The sequence below is a fragment of the Streptomyces sp. NPDC046197 genome, assembly GCF_040646295.1.
Taxonomy (GTDB): Bacteria; Actinomycetota; Actinomycetes; order Streptomycetales; family Streptomycetaceae; genus Streptomyces.
In genome coordinates this window covers 224396-242777 of sequence record NZ_JBEYZY010000006.1, presented here as the reverse complement: position 1 = coordinate 242777, position 18382 = coordinate 224396, and the positions used below count along the sequence as shown (strand labels likewise).

Annotated in this window: 15 protein-coding genes; 1 reads left to right on the top strand and 14 read right to left on the bottom strand. The window is 71.3% G+C overall.

Annotated features, from left to right (window positions below; translation table 11 throughout):
- Positions 1 to 524: 524 nt before the first annotated feature.
- The 14 genes from AB0A61_RS11485 to pyrR all read right to left on the bottom strand — a co-directional run bounded on the left by AB0A61_RS11485 (position 525) and on the right by pyrR (position 17496).
- On the bottom strand, positions 525 to 2672 hold the full coding sequence (locus AB0A61_RS11485; RefSeq protein WP_361289761.1) for a primosomal protein N': 2148 nt from the start codon (positions 2670 to 2672) through the stop codon (positions 525 to 527).
- 403 nt (positions 2673 to 3075) lie between these two features.
- A complete protein-coding gene (gene metK, locus AB0A61_RS11480) occupies positions 3076 to 4284 on the bottom strand; it encodes a methionine adenosyltransferase (protein WP_361289758.1) in 1209 nt (402 codons plus the stop codon).
- Between the two features lie 237 nt (positions 4285 to 4521).
- A complete protein-coding gene (gene coaBC / locus AB0A61_RS11475) occupies positions 4522 to 5724 on the bottom strand; it encodes a bifunctional phosphopantothenoylcysteine decarboxylase/phosphopantothenate--cysteine ligase CoaBC (protein WP_361289755.1) in 1203 nt (400 codons plus the stop codon).
- Positions 5725 to 5862: 138 nt separating this feature from the next.
- On the bottom strand, positions 5863 to 6135 hold the full coding sequence (gene rpoZ, locus AB0A61_RS11470) for a DNA-directed RNA polymerase subunit omega (protein WP_004933985.1): 273 nt from the start codon (positions 6133 to 6135) through the stop codon (positions 5863 to 5865).
- A gap of 107 nt (positions 6136 to 6242) precedes the next feature.
- Positions 6243 to 6887: a guanylate kinase gene (gmk, locus tag AB0A61_RS11465; RefSeq protein ID WP_361289752.1), complete on the bottom strand. Its 645-nt coding sequence runs from the start codon at positions 6885 to 6887 to the stop codon at positions 6243 to 6245.
- Complete coding sequence (locus tag AB0A61_RS11460; RefSeq protein WP_003977346.1) at positions 6862 to 7185, bottom strand: integration host factor; 324 nt, start codon at positions 7183 to 7185, stop codon at positions 6862 to 6864. Before AB0A61_RS11460 ends, gmk begins: the two co-directional genes overlap by 26 nt.
- 255 nt (positions 7186 to 7440) lie before the next feature.
- On the bottom strand, positions 7441 to 8286 hold the full coding sequence (gene pyrF / locus AB0A61_RS11455; protein ID WP_361289749.1) for an orotidine-5'-phosphate decarboxylase: 846 nt from the start codon (positions 8284 to 8286) through the stop codon (positions 7441 to 7443).
- Positions 8283 to 9398, bottom strand: a complete 1116-nt coding sequence (locus AB0A61_RS11450; RefSeq protein WP_361289747.1) for a quinone-dependent dihydroorotate dehydrogenase — start codon at positions 9396 to 9398, stop codon at positions 8283 to 8285. The genes pyrF and AB0A61_RS11450 overlap by 4 nt, the downstream gene beginning before the upstream one ends.
- 75 nt (positions 9399 to 9473) lie before the next feature.
- The gene (gene carB / locus AB0A61_RS11445) at positions 9474 to 12791 is read right to left on the bottom strand and encodes a carbamoyl-phosphate synthase large subunit (protein WP_361289745.1); all 3318 of its coding nucleotides are present in this window, start codon (positions 12789 to 12791) and stop codon (positions 9474 to 9476) included.
- Positions 12784 to 13941 carry a glutamine-hydrolyzing carbamoyl-phosphate synthase small subunit gene (gene carA, locus AB0A61_RS11440; protein ID WP_361289742.1) on the bottom strand — a complete coding sequence of 386 codons (1158 nt, stop codon included), beginning with the start codon at positions 13939 to 13941 and terminating at the stop codon, positions 12784 to 12786. The genes carB and carA overlap by 8 nt, the downstream gene beginning before the upstream one ends.
- Complete coding sequence (locus tag AB0A61_RS11435) at positions 13938 to 14531, bottom strand: hypothetical protein (RefSeq protein ID WP_361289739.1); 594 nt, start codon at positions 14529 to 14531, stop codon at positions 13938 to 13940. The genes carA and AB0A61_RS11435 overlap by 4 nt, the downstream gene beginning before the upstream one ends.
- Positions 14528 to 15814 (bottom strand): dihydroorotase, encoded by a 1287-nt coding sequence (locus tag AB0A61_RS11430; RefSeq protein WP_361289736.1) that lies wholly within the window; start codon positions 15812 to 15814, stop codon positions 14528 to 14530. The genes AB0A61_RS11435 and AB0A61_RS11430 overlap by 4 nt, the downstream gene beginning before the upstream one ends.
- 5 nt (positions 15815 to 15819) lie before the next feature.
- Complete coding sequence (locus AB0A61_RS11425; RefSeq protein ID WP_361289733.1) at positions 15820 to 16800, bottom strand: aspartate carbamoyltransferase catalytic subunit; 981 nt, start codon at positions 16798 to 16800, stop codon at positions 15820 to 15822.
- Between the two features lie 120 nt (positions 16801 to 16920).
- A complete protein-coding gene (gene pyrR, locus AB0A61_RS11420; protein ID WP_361289730.1) occupies positions 16921 to 17496 on the bottom strand; it encodes a bifunctional pyr operon transcriptional regulator/uracil phosphoribosyltransferase PyrR in 576 nt (191 codons plus the stop codon).
- Between the two features lie 254 nt (positions 17497 to 17750).
- Between pyrR and bldD the strand changes: the two genes are divergently transcribed.
- Entirely contained in the window at positions 17751 to 18254 is a 504-nt protein-coding gene (bldD, locus tag AB0A61_RS11415; protein WP_004990661.1) for a transcriptional regulator BldD, read from the top strand.
- Positions 18255 to 18382: the final 128 nt, after the last annotated feature.

Here is an 18382-nt window from a genome sequence, read left to right as displayed (position 1 = left end):
CGGCCGACGAATCAGCCGCCAACACCCGACGACAGGCCTGCCGCCCGTGCGTCCCGACACGCCGATCACCCGCTCCGGACCACGCCCCACCCGGGAAGGCGGCCGCAGGCCCAACGACACCCGGGGACCGACGGGACCCCTTCTTCCCGCACCCGGCCCCGACGGAGAGACCACGCCTCCCCCGCGCCTCCGCCCGCCCGGCCGACGAATCAGCCGCCAACACCCGACGACAGGCCTGCCGCCCGTGCGTCCCGACACGCCGATCACCCGCTCCGGACCACGCCCCACCCGGGAGGGCCGCGGCAGGCCCAACGACACCCGGGACCGACGGGGCCCTCTCCCCGCACCCGGCACCCGGCACCCGGCACCCGGCACCCGGCACCGACGGAACGTCCCCGCCTCTCCCCCGCTCCCTGCAGTCAGCCGAAAGATCGGCCGCCGGGCACCCGACAGCAGGCCTCACGCCCCTGCCTCCCGTCACGCCGAGCGCCCGTCCCGGATCACGGCCCGTCGGGCCGCCCCCGTCACCCGATGTCGGGTGGATCGATCCGTACCCACACCGCCTCGCCGCTCCCCCGTGCCATCCGTGCCGCCTGGCCGGACTTGAGGGTGGCGGCCAGGGCCGCTCCGCTGCCGGGCGGGACTCGGATCAGTGCCCGGTCCCAGTGCTCGCCGGGAGGTGGCGCTCCGGTGCGCCGGGGCCTTCCTGCCGGGGTCACCGGGAGGGGTACGGGGCCCAGGACCTGGGCCTCGCGCGGTAGTTGGACCGCGCCGAGGAATTCCGCGACCGCTTGCGGGGAGCCCGACACGGCCGCCATCCGGGACACCGGCGGGAACCCCAGCTCGGCCCGTTCCGCGAGCTCGCGCACCGCGTGTCCGACCGGGTCCCACCGCACCAGGGCCTGCACGGGCCGCAGCGTCGGCTCGGCGACGACCACCACGGTCCCGCCCGCCTCCTGCGGCCGTACCAGCGCGGCGGCGCCGATCCACCGTCGCAGCGCGTCCTCGCCCGCCCGCAGATCGGGCCGCCCGAGCATGGCCCAGCCGTCCAGGAGCAGGGCCGCCGCGTACCCGCCCTCGGCGACCGGCTCGGCGCCGGGGGTGCTCACCACCAGTGCGGGCGTCGCCGGCACCGTGTCCAGCACGTGTTCGCGCCCCGACGTGCGCACCGGCACGGACGGGAAGGCCCGGCCCAGTTCCTCGGCGGTCCGCCGGGCCCCGACGACCTGGGCCCGCAGCCGGAACGAGCCGCACTCCGGGCAGTGCCAGGCGGCCTCCTCACGCCCGCACCACTCGCACCGCAGCGCCCCGGCGTCCTGCGCCTGCAGCGGCCCCGAACAGTGCCCGCAGCGCGCGGGTGCCCGGCACTGCGCACAGGCCATCCGCGGCACGTACCCCCGGCGGGGCACCTGCACCAGCACGGGACCGTGCCGCAGCCCCTCCCTGGCCACCTGCCATGCCGCCGAGGGCAGCCGTGCCGCGCGGGCGGCCTCGTCCCGCGCGAGATCCCCGTCGCCCACCGTGCGGACCAGCGGAGCCGCCCCCCGCACCTGCTCGCGCCCCGCGACGAGAGGCCTCGCCCAACCGCTCTCCACGAGCTGCGCCGCCTCCACGGTGCAGCTCCAACCGCCCAGCAGAAAGCCGCACTTGTCCTGCGCCGCACGCAGCAGCAGCACCTCGCGCGCATGGGGCTGCGGCGCGTGCTGTTCACTGTGGCTGTCGTCCCCGTCGTCCCAGAGCGCGACGAGGCCGAGATCCCGCACCGGCGCGAACATGGCGGCCCGCGTCCCGACCACGGCCCGTACGGATCCCCGCCGCACCGCGAGCCACTGCCGGTACCGCTTCTCGGGTCCCGCGTCGGCGGTGAGCAGCGCGTGGTGTCCCTCGCCCAGGAGGGAGGTCAGGGCGGCGTCGACCCGGGCGGCGGCCCTGCCGTCCGGTACGACGACCAGCGCACCGCGTCCCGAGGAGAGCGCCGCGGCAACGGCCCGGGCCAGCTCCTGGCTCCACTCGGGTCCGGGCAGGGCGTGCCACACGGCCCGCGGTGAGCCGCCCGAGGCCAGTGCCTCCAGGAACGCGGCTCCCCGCTCGTACCGTGCCCAGGAGCCCGGCCGGGGCGGCTGCGGCGGCGGCAGCGGCGCGGGCGAGGGTCGCTGTTCGGCGCGCGCGCTGCGCGGGGGCACGGCGAGTTGCAGTACGTCGGCCACGCTCCCCGCGTACCGGTCGGCCACTGCCCGGGCCAGCCCCAGCAGCTCCTGTCCCAGTACCGGCTCGGGCGACACGACCTGGGCGAGCGCGGCCAGCGGCCCGGAGTAGTCGGAGTCGGCCCGCCGCTCGATCAGGAACCCGTCGATGAGCCCGCCGCCCTCGCGCCGTCCCTCGCGCACCCGGTGCCGGCCCGCGCCGAACCGTACCCGCACCCGCACGCCTGGCTGGGCGTCCTCGTCCAGCTCCGCGGGCACGGCGTAGTCGAAGTACCGGTCGAGATGCAGCACGCCCTTGTCGACCAGTACGCGCGCGACGGGCAGCTTCTCGGCGAGCGCAGCTCCCCGCCAGGTCCGTGGCTTGGCCCGTGGCTCCTTCGCCTTCCGCACACTGTCCCGGATGAGCGCAAGCTGCTCCGGCGGCGCCCCTGAGGCCCCGCCGTCCCCCGACCCGTTCTCGCTGCTCACGCTTGCATTCTTACCAAACGGGACTGACAACCGACGGCGTCCGAGTTCCCCGCGGTGACGGTGTGCACTCTGCCTTGGACCGCTCGGCCACGCCGGAGGGGCGCATCGCCCGGCCGACGGCGGGATTCGAACCCGCGGGGGCGCACCGGCCCCGAAGTACCCGTCACCTTCGCACCGGACGCTCCGGCAGGAAGTTCTCCCGAGATCAGAACGGCAGCGGCACGTGATTCCGGATCCACCGCGCGCCATGGGCACACTCCACCGAAACAGCCGCGGCCAACGCACCGGGAGTGATCACCAGCCTAGGGATCCGCCGGGCGGGCCGGCCAGTCGTTTTCCCGGGCGTGCGCGAGGCCCGGCCTCCCCGCGGGGAGACCGGGCCTCGTCAGGTGCCTCGGGGGACTTACAGACCCGCCGCCTCGCGCAGCGCGTCCACGCGGTCCGTGCGCTCCCAGGTGAAGTCGGGGAGCTCGCGGCCGAAGTGACCGTACGCCGCGGTCTGGGAGTAGATCGGGCGGAGCAGGTCGAGGTCGCGGATGATGGCGGCCGGGCGGAGGTCGAAGACCTCGTCGATCGCCTTCTCGATCTTCTCCGGGTCGATCTTGTGGGTGCCGAAGGTCTCGACGAACAGACCGACCGGCTCGGCCTTGCCGATGGCGTAGGCCACCTGGACCTCGCAGCGGGAGGCCAGGCCCGCCGCCACGACGTTCTTGGCGACCCAGCGCATCGCGTACGCAGCGGACCGGTCCACCTTGGACGGGTCCTTGCCGGAGAAGGCGCCGCCGCCGTGCCGGGCCATGCCGCCGTAGGTGTCAATGATGATCTTGCGACCGGTCAGGCCGGCGTCGCCCATCGGGCCGCCGATCTCGAAGCGGCCGGTCGGGTTGACCAGCAGACGGTAGCCCTCGGTGTCCAGCTTGATGCCCTCGTCGAGCAGCGCCTTGAGCTCCGGCTCGACGACGAACTCACGGATGTCGGGGGCCAGCAGCGACTCCAGGTCGATGTCGCTGGCGTGCTGGGAGGAGACCACGACGGTGTCCAGGCGGACCGCCTTGTCGCCGTCGTACTCGATGGTGACCTGGGTCTTGCCGTCCGGGCGCAGGTAGGGGATCGTGCCGTTCTTGCGCACGTCCGAAAGGCGCTTGGACAGGCGGTGCGCCAGGAAGATCGGCAGCGGCATCAGGGTCGGCGTCTCGTCGGACGCGTAGCCGAACATCAGGCCCTGGTCGCCGGCTCCCTGCCGGTCCAGCTCGTCGTCGTCGCCCTCGACCCGCGACTCGTAGGCCGTGTCGACACCCTGCGCGATGTCCGGGGACTGCGCGCCGATCGACACCGACACACCGCAGGAGGCGCCGTCGAACCCCTTCTTGGAGGAGTCGTAGCCGATGTCGAGGATCTTGTTGCGGACCAGCGTCGCGATGTCCGCGTAGGTCTTGGTCGTGACCTCGCCGGCCACGTGCACCAGGCCGGTGGTGATCAGTGTCTCCACGGCGACCCGGGAGGTCGGGTCCTCGCGCAGAAGCGCGTCGAGAATGGTGTCGCTGATCTGGTCAGCGATCTTGTCGGGGTGGCCCTCGGTCACGGACTCCGAGGTGAACAGGCGACGGGACACAACGCTCCCTGAGGTTGCAGCGGCTGCTGGCTGATCAATGGCGGACGGGCCGGGGCTGCGCCTGACGTCGTCCGAGAACAGTTTATCGGTCGCGCTCGGCCACCGGCCCACGTGTCTCGCCTCTCGGGAGCGCTGTGACCTGCGGCACGGGCATTCTGCCCAATGCCGCGCCGACTTGGCCAGAGCCACCGCCCGCCAAAGTCCGGGGCGTGAGAGAGCCGTGAAACGAATGAAACATCAGCTCAGGCGGGCCGCCACCAGGTCCCACACCGTTTCGGCCAGGGCCTCCTTCGGGCCGTACGGCACCGGGGTTTCACTTCCGTCGGCGCCCAGCACCACGGCCTCGTTCTCCTCCGACCCGAAGGTCTTGCGCTCCCCCACCTCGTTGACCACGAGGAGGTCGCAGCCCTTGCGCGCCAGCTTCGCCCGGCCGTTGGCCAGGACGTCGTCGGTCTCCGCGGCGAAGCCCACGATCACCTGTGCGGGCCGCGCCCGTTCAGCCGATATCTCCGCAAGGATGTCCGGATTGCGCACCAGGACGATGGGCTCCGGGTCCTGGCCGTCCCTCTTCTTGATCTTCCCGGTCGCGTAGGTCGCGGGGCGGAAGTCGGCGACGGCCGCCGCCATGACCACCGCGTCGGCGTCCGCGGCCGCCTTCAGGACCGCCTCGCGCAGTTGCACCGCCGTCCCGGCCTGGACGACGTCGACGCCCGCGGGATCCGGCAGGCCGGTGTTCGCGGCGACCAGCGTCACCCGGGCGCCCCGGGCGGCAGCCGTCCGGGCGAGGGCGTAGCCCTGCTTGCCGGAGGACCGGTTGCCCAGGAAGCGGACGGGGTCGAGGGGCTCGCGGGTGCCACCCGCGCTCACCACGACGTGCCGGCCGGCGAGGTCCGGCTCGGCCGCTCCCCGGGCGAGGACGCGGCGGCAGACCTCGAAGATCTCGGCGGGGTCGGGCAGCCGGCCCTTGCCGGTGTCCACGCCGGTCAGGCGGCCGACCGCGGGTTCGACGACGACGGCGCCTCGGCGGCGCAGCGTCGCCACGTTCTCCTGGGTGGCCGGGTGCTCCCACATCTCCGTGTGCATGGCCGGGGCGAAGACGACCGGGCAGCGGGCGGTGAGCAGGGTGTTGGTCAGCAGGTCGTCCGCCAGGCCGTGGGCCGCCTTGGCGAGCATGTCGGCCGTGGCGGGCGCCACGACCACGAGATCGGCCTGCTGGCCGATGCGGACGTGCGGCACCTCGTGGACGTCGTCCCAGACCTCGGTGGAGACGGCGTTGCCGGACAGGGCGGACCAGGTGGCGGCGCCCACGAAGTGCAGTGCCGACGCGGTCGGCACCACGCGGACGTCGTGCCCGGACTCGGTGAGTCTGCGCAGCAGCTCGCAGGCCTTGTACGCGGCGATGCCGCCACTGACTCCCAGAACGACCTTCGGCTTGCCCACCGGGCCTCCCCACACTCGACACCCGCACACCGCGGCTCATCGGCGTACGCGTTCCATGACACACCACAGGCCCGGCAGTCGCGCCGCCGGGCCTGTGGAAAAACCTGCTGCGATCTTCAGATACGAAGATCGCTGGACTTACTGGCCCGGGCCCTCGACGGCCTCGGACGTCAGCAGACCCGCGTTGATCTCGCGCAGGGCGATGGAGAGCGGCTTCTCGTGGACGTGGGTGTCGACGAGCGGACCGACGTACTCGAGGAGGCCCTCGCCGAGCTGCGAGTAGTACGCGTTGATCTGGCGGGCGCGCTTGGCCGCGTAGATCACGAGGCTGTACTTCGAGTCGGTGGCCTCGAGGAGCTCGTCGATCGGCGGGTTGATGATGCCCTCGGGCGCGGAGATGGAAGAGGACACGCTCTACCTTCCGATGGATGGGAAAGAATCAGTCAGTGTGGCCGGTTGACCTGACCAGTCGGCGTGACCAGCCGGGGCGACCAGTCGGCGTGACCGGTCAGTCACGATCACACAACGTCCATCAAGGCTAGCAGCTCGCGCGCCACGTCCTCGACGGAGGTGTTGACCAGGGTCTCGTCGAACTCCGGCTCGGCCGCCAGCTCGGTCTTCGCGGCCTCCAGCCGGCGTTCGATCACCGCGGGCGGCTCGGTCCCCCGGCCGGTGAGCCTGCGCACGAGCTCCTCCCAGGAGGGAGGAGCCAGGAACACGAGCTGGGCCTGAGGCATGGACTCACGGACCTGCCGGGCGCCCTGGAGGTCGATCTCCAGGAGGACCGGCACACCGGCCTCCAGGTGCTCGAGGACGGCCGCACGCGGCGTGCCGTAGCGGTTGCCTGCGAACTCCGCCCACTCCAGCAGCTCGCTGTTGGCGATCAGCTTGTCCATTTCCTCGTCGCTGACGAAGAAGTAGTGGACTCCGTGCTGCTCGCCCGGACGGGGCCTGCGGGTCGTCGCCGAGACCGAGAGCCAGACCTCGGGGTGTTCCTTGCGCATATGGGCGACGACCGTGCTCTTGCCGACCCCGGAGGGGCCGGAGAGCACGGTCAGCCGCGGACGTTCACTCATGCAGCGATTATTCCAGCAATCCCGGAGTGCCCGGGACTCCCTTCCCCGGAGGTCCCGGGACTCAGGAGCCGGTGCTGCCGAACTCACGCTCCAGGGAGGCGATCTGGTTGGAACCGAGGCCGCGCACGCGGCGGCTCTCGGAGATGCCGAGTCGCTCCATGATCTGCTTGGCGCGGACCTTGCCCACGCCCGGCAGGGACTCAAGCAGCGCGGAAACCTTCATCTTGCCGATGACGTCGTTTTCCTGGCCCTGCTTGATGACCTCGTGCAGGGAGGCGCCGGAGTGCTTGAGTCGATTCTTGACCTCGGCCCGCTCCCGGCGAGCCGCGGCGGCCTTTTCGAGCGCGGCTGCGCGCTGTTCAGGGGTAAGGGGCGGAAGAGCCACGCCTACGTCACCTCGGATGTCGAACTGTCGGATACGGACCGGTGAGGAACCTAGTCGCCCCACACCTGGGGAGCCACGAGCAACACGCTTGCCCGTTCACTCTCGACGGAGACTAGCGGTCAAGTCCGCCAGAGTCAGCGAGAACAGCGGAAAAGTCCTGGTCAGCCTCCGTCAGGCCAGACATTTAGGACATATTGCCCCGGATTTGAGAATGTATCCAGACTCAAGCACGCCCCGGAGCACCCGTGAGAGGCCTCAGACGGCGGCCACGGCGACCCGGATCTCCTCCGCGAAACGTTCGGCGGCGTCACGCAGCGCGACCGCGTCGGGACCGTGACGCAACACACCCCGGCTGACGTTCGGGACAACATTGCGCACCGCGCGGCCGAAGACCCGCGGAAGATCCGCCGGCGTCGCCCCCTGGGCCCCGATCCCGGGGGCGAGGAGCGGGCCGTTGATGTCGAGGTCGTACGACGACAGGTCGCCGAGCGTGGCCCCCACGACCGCGCCGAAGGAGCCCATCGGGGCCTGACCGGCGTTCTCCTCCGCCAGGTGCGCGAGCATGGTCGCGCCGACGCTGCGGCCGTCGGAACGGACCGCGTGCTGGACCTCGCCACCCTCCGGGTTCGAGGTCAGCGCCAGCACGAACAGGCCCGCGCCGCTCTCCCGCGCAAGCTCCACCGCGGGCCGCAGCGACCCGTAGCCGAGGTACGGCGAGACGGTCAGCGCGTCCGAGAACAGCGGCGCGTCCTTGTGCAGGAAGGACTCGGCGTAGGCGGCCATGGTGGAGCCGATGTCGCCCCGCTTGGCATCCATGAGAACCAGCGCGCCGGCCGCCCGCGCCTCCTCCACGGACTTCTCCAGCACGGCGACCCCGCGCGAGCCGAACCGCTCGAAGAAGGCGCTCTGCGGCTTGAGGACGGCGACCCGGTCGGCCATCGCCTCCACGACCGTGCGGCTGAACCGCTCCAGACCCGCCACGTCGTCGTTCAGGCCCCACTCGGTGAGCAGGGACGCGTGCGGGTCGATGCCCACGCACAGCGGGCCGCGCTCGTCCATGGCCCGGCGCAGGCGTGCGCCGAAGGGTTCCTGAGGGCTCATGCCGTCTTTCCTGCCTTCTTCACGTCGGCGCCGACCGCGTCGGCGAGGGTGGCGTACGGGCTGGTCCGCAGGCGCGCGGCGAGCCCCTTGTGGATGGCGCGGCCCCACAAGGGCCCCTGGTAGACGAAGGCGCTGTAGCCCTGGACCAGCGTGGCGCCGGCCAGGATGCGCTGCCAGGCGTCCTCGGCGTTCTCGATGCCACCCACGCCCACGAGGGTGATGCGGTCGCCCACGCGCGCGTAGAGACGGCGCAGGACCTCCAGGGAGCGCGCCTTGAGCGGGGCGCCGGACAGACCGCCGGTCTCCCTGACGACGGAGGGGCCGGAGCGCAGGCCGAGTCCCTCGCGCGCGATGGTGGTGTTCGTGGCGATGATCCCGTCCAGGCCGAGCTCGACGGCGAGGTCGGCGACCGCGTCGACGTCCGCGTCGGCCAGATCCGGGGCGATCTTCACCAGCAGCGGCACGCGGCGCCCCGGGGCCACACGGTCGGCGGCCTCGCGGACGGCGGTGAGCAGCGGGCGCAGGGCCTCGGTCGCCTGGAGATTGCGCAGGCCGGGGGTGTTCGGCGAGGAGACGTTGACCACGAGGTAGTCGGCGTACGGCGCGAGCCGCTCGGCCGACTTCACATAGTCGCCGACGGCCTCCGCCTCCGGGACGACCTTGGTCTTGCCGATGTTCACCCCGACGACGGTCCTGAAGACGGGCGTGCGCGAGGCAAGGCGCGCGGCGACGGCCAGCGAGCCGTCGTTGTTGAAGCCCATGCGGTTGATCAGCGCGCGGTCGGCGACCAGGCGGAACAGCCGCTTTGTGGGGTTGCCGGGCTGCGGCTCCCCGGTCACCGTGCCGATCTCGACGTGGTCGAAGCCGAGCATCGCCATGCCGTCGACGCCTACGGCGTTCTTGTCGAAACCGGCGGCGAGCCCGAAGGGGCCGTGCATCCGCAGTCCGAAGGCCTCGGTGCGCAGCTCCCGGTGGCGCGGGGCCAGGGCCGCCGCGACGAAGGTGCGCAGGACGGGGATGCGGGCGACGAGGCGGATCCAGCGGAAGGCCAGGTGGTGCGCGGCCTCCGGGTCCATCCGTGTGAAAACCAGACGGAAGAAGAGCTTGTACATGTGTGAGAAGTCCTTGTGAAGGCTCGGGGCCTCATGAAGAGGGGGACACCGTTTCCGGTGTCCCCCTCGGGGCTGCTAGTCGCGGGCCGCGGTCAGGAATTCGGCGTGTTCCTGGAGCGAGCGGACGCCCACGTCGCCGTGGTTGAGGGCGTCGATGCCCTGGACCGCCGCCGCCAGCGCCTGGACCGTCGTCAGGCACGGCACCGACCGCGCCACGGCCGCCGTGCGGATCTCGTAGCCGTCGAGGCGGCCGCCGGTGCCGTACGGGGTGTTGACGATGAGGTCGACCTCGCCGTCGTGGACGAGCTGGACAATCGTCCTCTCGCCGTCCGGGCCGGTGCCCTCGGACTGCTTGCGCACGACGGTGGCGTGGATGCCGTTGCGCTTGAGCACCTCGGCGGTGCCCGAGGTGGCGAGCAGCTCGAAGCCGTGGGCGACCAGCTCACGCGCCGGGAAGATCATCGAGCGCTTGTCCCGGTTGGCGACCGAGATGAAGGCACGACCCTTGGTCGGCAGCGGACCGTAGGCCCCCGCCTGCGACTTGGCGTACGCCGTGCCGAAGACGGAGTCGATGCCCATGACCTCGCCGGTGGAGCGCATCTCCGGGCCGAGCACCGTGTCGACGCCCCGGCCGTGGATGTCGCGGAACCGCGACCACGGCATCACGGCCTCCTTGACGGAGATCGGCGCGTCCAGCGGGATGGTCCCGCCGTCGCCGTTCTTCGGGAGCAGACCCTCGGCGCGCAGTTCCGCGATGGTCGCGCCCAGCGAGATGCGGGCGGCGGCCTTGGCCAGCGGCACCGCGGTCGCCTTCGAGGTGAAGGGGACGGTGCGCGAGGCGCGCGGGTTGGCTTCGAGGACGTAGAGGATGTCGCCGGCCAGCGCGAACTGGATGTTGATCAGGCCGCGCACACCGACGCCCCGGGCGATGGCCTCGGTGGACGCCCGCAGACGCTTGATGTCGTGCGCGCCGAGGGTGATCGGCGGCAGGGCGCACGCCGAGTCGCCGGAGTGGATGCCGGCCTCCTCGATGTGCTCCATGACACCGCCGAGGTACAGCTCCGCGCCGTCGTAGAGGGCGTCGACGTCGATCTCGATCGCGTCGTCGAGGAACCGGTCGACCAGCACCGGACGGGAGGGGCTGATCTCGGTCGACTCGGCGATGTACGCCTCCAGGCGCGCCTCGTCGTACACGATCTCCATGCCACGGCCGCCCAGGACGTACGACGGCCGGACGAGGACCGGGTAGCCGATCTCGTCGGCGATGGTCTTGGCCTGGGCGAAGGTGGTGGCCGTGCCGTGCTTGGGGGCGGGCAGGCCGGCCTCCGCGAGGACCTGGCCGAAGGCGCCCCGGTCCTCGGCCGCGTGGATCGCCTCGGGGGACGTGCCGACCACGGGTACGCCGTTGTCCTTCAGCGCCTGGGCGAGACCCAGCGGGGTCTGGCCGCCCAGCTGGACCACGACACCGGCGATCGGACCGGCCTGCCGCTCCGCGTGGACGATCTCCAGGACGTCCTCCAGCGTCAGCGGCTCGAAGTACAGCCGGTCGGAGGTGTCGTAGTCGGTGGAGACGGTCTCCGGGTTGCAGTTGACCATCACGGTCTCGTACCCGGCGTCGTGCAGCGCGAAGGAGGCGTGGACGCAGGAGTAGTCGAACTCGATGCCCTGGCCGATGCGGTTGGGGCCGGAGCCGAGGATGATCACCGCGGGCCTGGTCCGGGGCGCGACCTCGCTCTCCTCGTCGTAGGAGGAGTAGAAGTACGGCGTCTTCGCGGCGAACTCGGCGGCGCAGGTGTCGACCGTCTTGTAGACGGGGCGGATGCCCAGCGCGTGCCGCACCTCGCGGACGACGTCCTCGCGCAGACCGCGGATCTCGCCGATCTGCTGGTCGGAGAAGCCGTGCCGCTTGGCCTCGGCCAGCAGCTCCGGGGTGAGCTCGGGTGCCTCGGCCAGCTCGTCCGCGATCTCCTTGATCAGGAACAGCTGGTCCACGAACCACGGGTCGATCTTCGTGGCCTCGAAGACCTCCTCGGGCGTGGCACCCGCGCGGATGGCCTGCATGACGGTGTTGATCCGGCCGTCGGTCGGGCGGACCGCCTCGCGCAGCAGCTCGTCCTTGTCTCCGGCGGAGCCCGGCGCACCGACGAAGGTGAACTGGCTGCCCTTCTTCTCCAGCGAGCGCAGCGCCTTCTGGAAGGCCTCGGTGAAGTTGCGGCCGATGGCCATGGCCTCGCCCACCGACTTCATGGTGGTGGTGAGGGTGGAGTCGGCCTGCGGGAACTTCTCGAAGGCGAAGCGGGGCGCCTTGACGACCACGTAGTCGAGGGTCGGCTCGAAGGAGGCGGGGGTCTCCCGCGTGATGTCGTTCGGGATCTCGTCGAGGGTGTAGCCGACGGCGAGCTTGGCGGCGATCTTGGCGATCGGGAAGCCGGTCGCCTTGGAGGCGAGGGCGGAGGAGCGCGACACGCGCGGGTTCATCTCGATGACGATGACCCGGCCGTCCTCGGGGTTGACCGCGAACTGGATGTTGCAGCCACCGGTGTCGACACCGACCTCACGGATGACCGCGATGCCGACGTCGCGCAGGATCTGGTACTCGCGGTCGGTCAGCGTCATCGCCGGGGCGACGGTGATCGAGTCACCGGTGTGCACGCCCATCGGGTCGAAGTTCTCGATGGAGCAGACGACCACGACGTTGTCGTGCTTGTCGCGCATCAGCTCCAGCTCGTACTCCTTCCAGCCGAGGATGGACTCCTCCAGGAGCACCTCGGTGGTCGGCGACAGGGTGAGGCCCTGCCCGGCGATGCGGCGCAGCTCCTCCTCGTCGTACGCGAAGCCGGAGCCGGCGCCGCCCATGGTGAAGGACGGGCGGACGACGACCGGGTAGCCACCGAGCCGGTCGACACCGGCGAGGGCCTCGTCCATGGAGTGGCAGATCACCGAGCGGGCGGACTCGCCGTGCCCGATCTTCTGCCGGACCGCCTCAACGACATCCTTGAACTTGTCGCGGTCCTCGCCCTTGTGGATGGCCTCGACGTTGGCGCCGATCAGCTCGACGCCGTACTTGTCCAGGACGCCGTTCTCGTGCAGCGAGATGGCGGTGTTGAGGGCTGTCTGGCCGCCCAGGGTGGGCAGCAGCGCGTCGGGACGCTCCTTGGCGATGATCTTCTCGACGAAGTCCGGGGTGATCGGCTCGACGTAGGTGGCGTCGGCGATCTCCGGGTCGGTCATGATCGTCGCCGGATTGGAGTTGACGAGGACGACCCTGAGCCCCTCGGCCTTGAGCACACGGCACGCCTGGGTGCCGGAGTAGTCGAACTCGGCGGCCTGGCCGATGACGATCGGGCCGGAGCCGATGACCAGGACGGACTGGATATCGGTGCGCTTAGGCACGCTGGCCCTCCATCAGGGATACGAAGCGGTCGAAGAGGTAGGCGGCGTCGTGCGGGCCCGCGGCCGCTTCGGGGTGGTACTGGACGCTGAAGGCCGGCTTGTCGAGCAGTTGGAGGCCTTCCACCACGTTGTCGTTGAGGCAGACGTGGGAGACCTCGGCACGGCCGAAGGGGGTCTGGGAGACCTGGTCGGTCGGGGCGTCGACGGCGAAGCCGTGGTTGTGCGCGGTCACCTCGACCTTGCCGGTCGTACGGTCCTGCACCGGCTGGTTGATGCCGCGGTGGCCGTACTTCAGCTTGTAGGTGCCAAAGCCCAGGGCGCGGCCCAGGATCTGGTTGCCGAAGCAGATGCCGAACAGCGGCGTGCCGCGCTCCAGTACGCCCTGCATGACGGAGACGGCGTGGTCGGCGGTGGCCGGGTCGCCCGGACCGTTGGAGAAGAACACGCCGTCGGGGGCCACCGCGTAGACGTCCTCGACCGTGGCCGTGGCGGGCAGCACGTGCACCTCGATGCCGCGCTCGGCCATGCGGTGCGGGGTCATGCCCTTGATGCCGAGGTCGATCGCGGCGACGGTGAACTTCTTGTCGCCGAGCGCGGGGACGACGTACGGCTCCTTGGTGGCGACCTCCGCGGACAGGTCCGCGCCCACCATCTCCGGTGCCTCCTGGACGCGGGCCAGCAGCGTGGCGTCGTCCTGGACGGCGTCCCCGCTGAAGATGCCGACGCGCATGGCGCCGCGCTCGCGCAGGTGGCGGGTCAGCGCCCGGGTGTCGATGCCGCTGATGCCGACGACGCCCTGGGCGGCGAGCTCCTCGTCCAGGGTGCGCCTGGCGCGCCAGCTGGAGGGCACGCGCGCGGGGTCGCGCACGACGTAGCCCGAGACCCAGATGCGCCGGGACTCGGGGTCCTCGTCGTTGACGCCGGTGTTGCCGACGTGCGGGGCGGTCATCACCACGACCTGGCGGTGGTACGACGGGTCGGTGAGGGTCTCCTGGTAACCGGTCATGCCGGTGGAGAACACGGCCTCGCCGAACGTCTCCCCCTCGGCCCCGTAGGCACGCCCGCGGAAGATGCGGCCGTCCTCCAGGACGAGTACGGCGGGAGCCGCCTTGTGCCTCTGGGAGGCGGTCCCCTGGACGGAGGTGGTCATCGTTCGGCGCCTTCCGTGGTGCTTGTTTCGATCATGGAGTTGATGGCTTCCACCCACTCTTTGTGCTCGGCCGCGCGGTCGGAGCGGAACCCGGAGTCGATCAGCCTGTCGCCGTGCGCCCAGGTCACCACGAGCAGTCCGCCCTCGGTGAGGACCTTGCCGGCGATGCCCTTGTCGAGCCTGGCCTCGCGCAGCCGTGCGGCCGGGACGAAGAAGTCGGTGGCTCCGGGGCGTACGACGTCCAGGCCCGCGGCCGTCAGCGTGAGCTCGACCCGGCTGCGGGTGCCGAGGCCGTGCGCCACGATGCGGTCCAGCCACTGCCCGGCGGTGGTCGAGCCGTGGTAGCGGCCGCTCATCGTCAGTCGCGCCTCGCCCGGCTCCTCGGGCGTGGAGCAGAGCTCGGGCAGGTCGCTCTGGAGCGTGCCGCGCCACTTCCAGCCCTCGCGCATCAGCCAGTAGACGAGGGTGACGAAGAGGGCGAGACCGACCAGCCAGCCGACCCGGGCGGCCCAGTCGGTGACGGTGGCCGACTTCTTTTCGGCGGCGAGTCCGGTCGTGAGTGAGGCTGCGAGCAGCGTTGCAGGTGTCACGTGAGCTTCCCGTCGACGAGCGTGGCCTTGCCCCGGAGCCACGTGTGGGTGACACGGCCCGGCAGCTCACGTCCCTCGTACGGGGTGTTGCGGCTGCGCGAGGCGAAGCCCGCGGGGTCCACCTGCCCACGGTATGCCGTGTCGAGCAACGTGAGGTTGGCGGGCTCGCCTGCCGAGACGGGGCGCCCGTGGCCGTGTGCCTGCCCGATCCGCGCGGGCTTGAAGGACATGCGGTCGGCGACGCCCGCCCAGTCCAGCAGCCCGGTGTCGACCATGGTCTCCTGGACCACCGACAGGGCGGTCTCCAGGCCGACCATGCCCATGGCGGCCGCGGCCCACTCGCAGTCCTTGTCCTCGTGCGGGTGCGGGGCGTGGTCGGTGGCGACGATGTCGATCGTGCCGTCGGCCAGCGCCTCGCGCAGGGCGTGCACGTCCCGCTCGGTGCGCAGCGGCGGGTTGACCTTGTAGACCGGGTTGTAGGTGCGCACCAGCTCGTCGGTCAGGAGCAGGTGGTGCGGGGTGACCTCGGCGGTGACGCGGATGCCGCGGGACTTGGCCCAGCGGACGATCTCGACGGACCCGGCGGTCGACAGGTGGCAGATGTGGACGCGGGAGCCGACGTGCTCGGCGAGCAGAACGTCCCGCGCGATGATCGACTCCTCGGCGACGGCGGGCCAGCCGCCCAGACCCAGCTCGGCGGAGACGACGCCCTCGTTCATCTGGGCGCCCTCGGTCAGGCGCGGCTCCTGGGCGTGCTGGGCGACGACGCCGTCGAAGGCCTTCACGTACTCCAGCGCCCGGCGCATGATCACCGCGTCGTCGACGCACTTGCCGTCGTCCGAGAAGACGGTCACTCCGGCGGCCGACTCGTGCATCGCACCGAGCTCGGCGAGCTTCCTGCCCTCCAGGCCGACGGTGACGGCCCCGATGGGCTGGACGTCGCAGTAGCCGTGCTCCCGGCCCAGCCGCCAGACCTGCTCGACCACGCCGGCGGTGTCGGCGACGGGGAAGGTGTTGGCCATGGCGAACACGGCGGTGTAGCCGCCGGAGGCGGCCGCGCGGGTGCCGGTCAGGACGGTCTCGGAGTCCTCGCGGCCGGGCTCACGCAGGTGGGTGTGCAGGTCGACCAGGCCCGGCAGCAGGACCTTGCCGTCGGCCTCGACGACCTCGGCGCCCTCGGCGGACAGCCCCGTCCCGACCGCCTCGACGAACTCGCCGTCGATCAGGACGTCCTGCGGCTCGCCGCCGAGCACCTTCGCACCACGGATCAGGATCTTGCTCATCTGTCTTACTTCTCCTCGATGGTGCGGGCGTGGGTGACGGCGGGCTCGTTGCCGCCCAGCAGCAGGTACAGGACAGCCATCCGGATGGAGACGCCGTTGGCGACCTGCTCGACGGCGGTGCAGCGCTCGGAGTCGGCGACCTCGGCGGTGATCTCCATACCGCGGACCATGGGGCCGGGGTGCATCACGATGGCGTGCTCGGGCATCTTGGCCATGCGGTCGCCGTCGAGGCCGTAGCGCCGCGAGTACTCGCGCTCGGTCGGGAAGAAGGCGGCGTTCATGCGCTCGCGCTGGACGCGCAGCATCATCACGGCGTCGGACTTCGGCAGGGCGGCGTCGAGGTCGTAGGAGACCTCGCAGGGCCAGGACCCTATGCCGACCGGCAACAGGGTGGGTGGGGCGACCAGGGTGACCTCGGCGCCGAGGGTGTGCAGCAGGTCGACGTTGGAGCGGGCCACACGGCTGTGCAGGACGTCTCCGACGATGGTGATGCGCTTGCCGGACAGGTCCTGGCCGAGGCCGGCGTCACGGCCGACGAGGCGGCGGCGCATGGTGAAGGCGTCCAGCAGGGCCTGGGTGGGGTGCTGGTGGGTACCGTCGCCGGCGTTGATGACGGCGGCGTCGATCCAGCCGGAGTTGGCCAGACGGTACGGGGCTCCCGAGGCGCCGTGCCGGATGACGACGGCGTCGACGCCCATGGCCTCCAGGGTCTGGGCGGTGTCCTTCAGGGACTCGCCCTTGGACACGCTGGAGCCCTTGGCGGTGAAGTTGATGACGTCGGCGGAGAGCCGCTTCTCGGCGGCTTCGAAGGAGATCCGGGTGCGGGTGGAGTCCTCGAAGAAGAGGTTCACCACGGTGCGGCCGCGCAGGGTCGGCAGCTTCTTGATCGGCCGGTCGGCGACCCGGGCCATCTCCTCGGCGGTGTCGAGGATCAGGACGGCGTCGTCGCGGGTGAGGTCGGCGGCCGAGATGAGATGACGCTGCATCTGTCAGGCTCCGTAAGGCAGTTCATGGGGAAACGAGGGTCTGGGTGTGGCCCCGGAGGGCACAGCCGGGCAGGCGAGGGCATGGCTGCGGGGCGTACGGCGGTGCCGTACGCCGGAGCGCTAGTGCTGCTGCTCGCCCGGGGCGGCCGGCTTGGCGCCGAGCAGCACGGTGTCGCGACCGTCCTCCTCGGCGAGCTGGACCTTGACCGTCTCCCGCAGCGACGTGGGGAGGTTCTTGCCGACGTAGTCGGCGCGGATGGGCAGTTCGCGGTGGCCGCGGTCGACGAGGACCGCGAGCTGCACCGCGCGGGGGCGCCCGATGTCGTTCAGGGCGTCCAGGGCGGCGCGGATGGTGCGGCCGGAGAAGAGCACGTCGTCGACGAGGACGACCAGGCGGCCGTCGATGCCGTCACCGGGGATCTCGGTGCGGGCCAGCGCACGCGGCGGGTGCATGCGCAGGTCGTCGCGGTACATGGTGATGTCGAGCGAGCCGCAGGGGACCTTGCGCTCGGTGATCTGCTCCAGCTTGGCGGCGAGCCGCTGGGCGAGGAAGACACCTCGGGTAGGAATGCCGAGGAGCACCACGTCGTCGGCGCCCTTGGCGCGCTCGACGATCTCGTGGGCGATGCGGGTCAGCACCCGCGCGATGTCGGGCCCTTCGAGCACGGGCCGCGCATCGGACGCTTTGGTGTCCATACGAAACGGACCTCCTTCTCCGCCTCACGGGACGGACCTTAAAGGACGTCGGAATTGCGCCATCAACGGTAGCAGGTCATGCCGTGGGCTTCGATCACCCCCCTGGCGCAACCGGCCACCGATAGCACGGAAGAGCCGGTGCGGACCATTCGGCTTGACGCAGCAGAGTAACTCTGCGTAACCTCACAGTGAGTTACCAGCCGCGCGGCCTGGCATCGCAGCCAGCCGCGTCGACACAGTGTCCGGGGAGCCATATGTCCAGCGAATACGCCAAACAGCTCGGGGCCAAGCTCCGGGCGATCCGCACCCAGCAGGGCCTTTCCCTCCACGGTGTCGAGGAGAAGAGTCAGGGACGCTGGAAGGCGGTCGTGGTCGGTTCGTACGAGCGCGGCGACCGTGCCGTGACCGTGCAGCGCCTCGCCGAGCTGGCGGATTTCTACGGTGTCCCCGTGCAGGAGCTGCTTCCGGGTACCACCCCGGGCGGTGCCGCCGAGCCCCCGCCGAAGCTGGTCCTCGACCTCGAGCGGCTGGCCACGGTGCCGGCCGAGAAGGCGGGCCCCCTCCAGCGCTACGCGGCGACGATCCAGTCCCAGCGCGGTGACTACAACGGCAAGGTGCTCTCCATCCGCCAGGACGACCTGCGCACACTCGCCGTCATCTACGACCAGTCGCCCTCGGTCCTCACCGAACAGCTGATCAGCTGGGGTGTGCTGGACGCGGACGCACGCCGTGCCGTGGCGTCCCACGAGGAGAGCTGAGTCTCTCGCCACATCAGCAGAAACGTGCCGCCGGGGTGGCTGGAACTTGACGGTTCCGGCCACCCCGGTGGCGTTCTGCGGGCCGTCGCGGGTCCGGGAGTACGGGAATGCCGGAGGGCCCGCAGCGG

Coding starts and splice junctions, on each gene's coding strand:
- AB0A61_RS11430 (WP_361289736.1), bottom strand. CDS start 15,814: ATGAGCAAGATCCTGATCCGTGGTGCGAAGGTGCTCGGCGGCGAGCCG.
- pyrR (WP_361289730.1), bottom strand. CDS start 17,496: ATGGACACCAAAGCGTCCGATGCGCGGCCCGTGCTCGAAGGGCCCGAC.
- AB0A61_RS11425 (WP_361289733.1), bottom strand. CDS start 16,800: ATGCAGCGTCATCTCATCTCGGCCGCCGACCTCACCCGCGACGACGCC.
- pyrF (WP_361289749.1), bottom strand. CDS start 8,286: ATGAGCCCTCAGGAACCCTTCGGCGCACGCCTGCGCCGGGCCATGGAC.
- carA (WP_361289742.1), bottom strand. CDS start 13,941: ATGACCACCTCCGTCCAGGGGACCGCCTCCCAGAGGCACAAGGCGGCT.
- bldD (WP_004990661.1), top strand. CDS start 17,751: ATGTCCAGCGAATACGCCAAACAGCTCGGGGCCAAGCTCCGGGCGATC.
- AB0A61_RS11450 (WP_361289747.1), bottom strand. CDS start 9,398: ATGTACAAGCTCTTCTTCCGTCTGGTTTTCACACGGATGGACCCGGAG.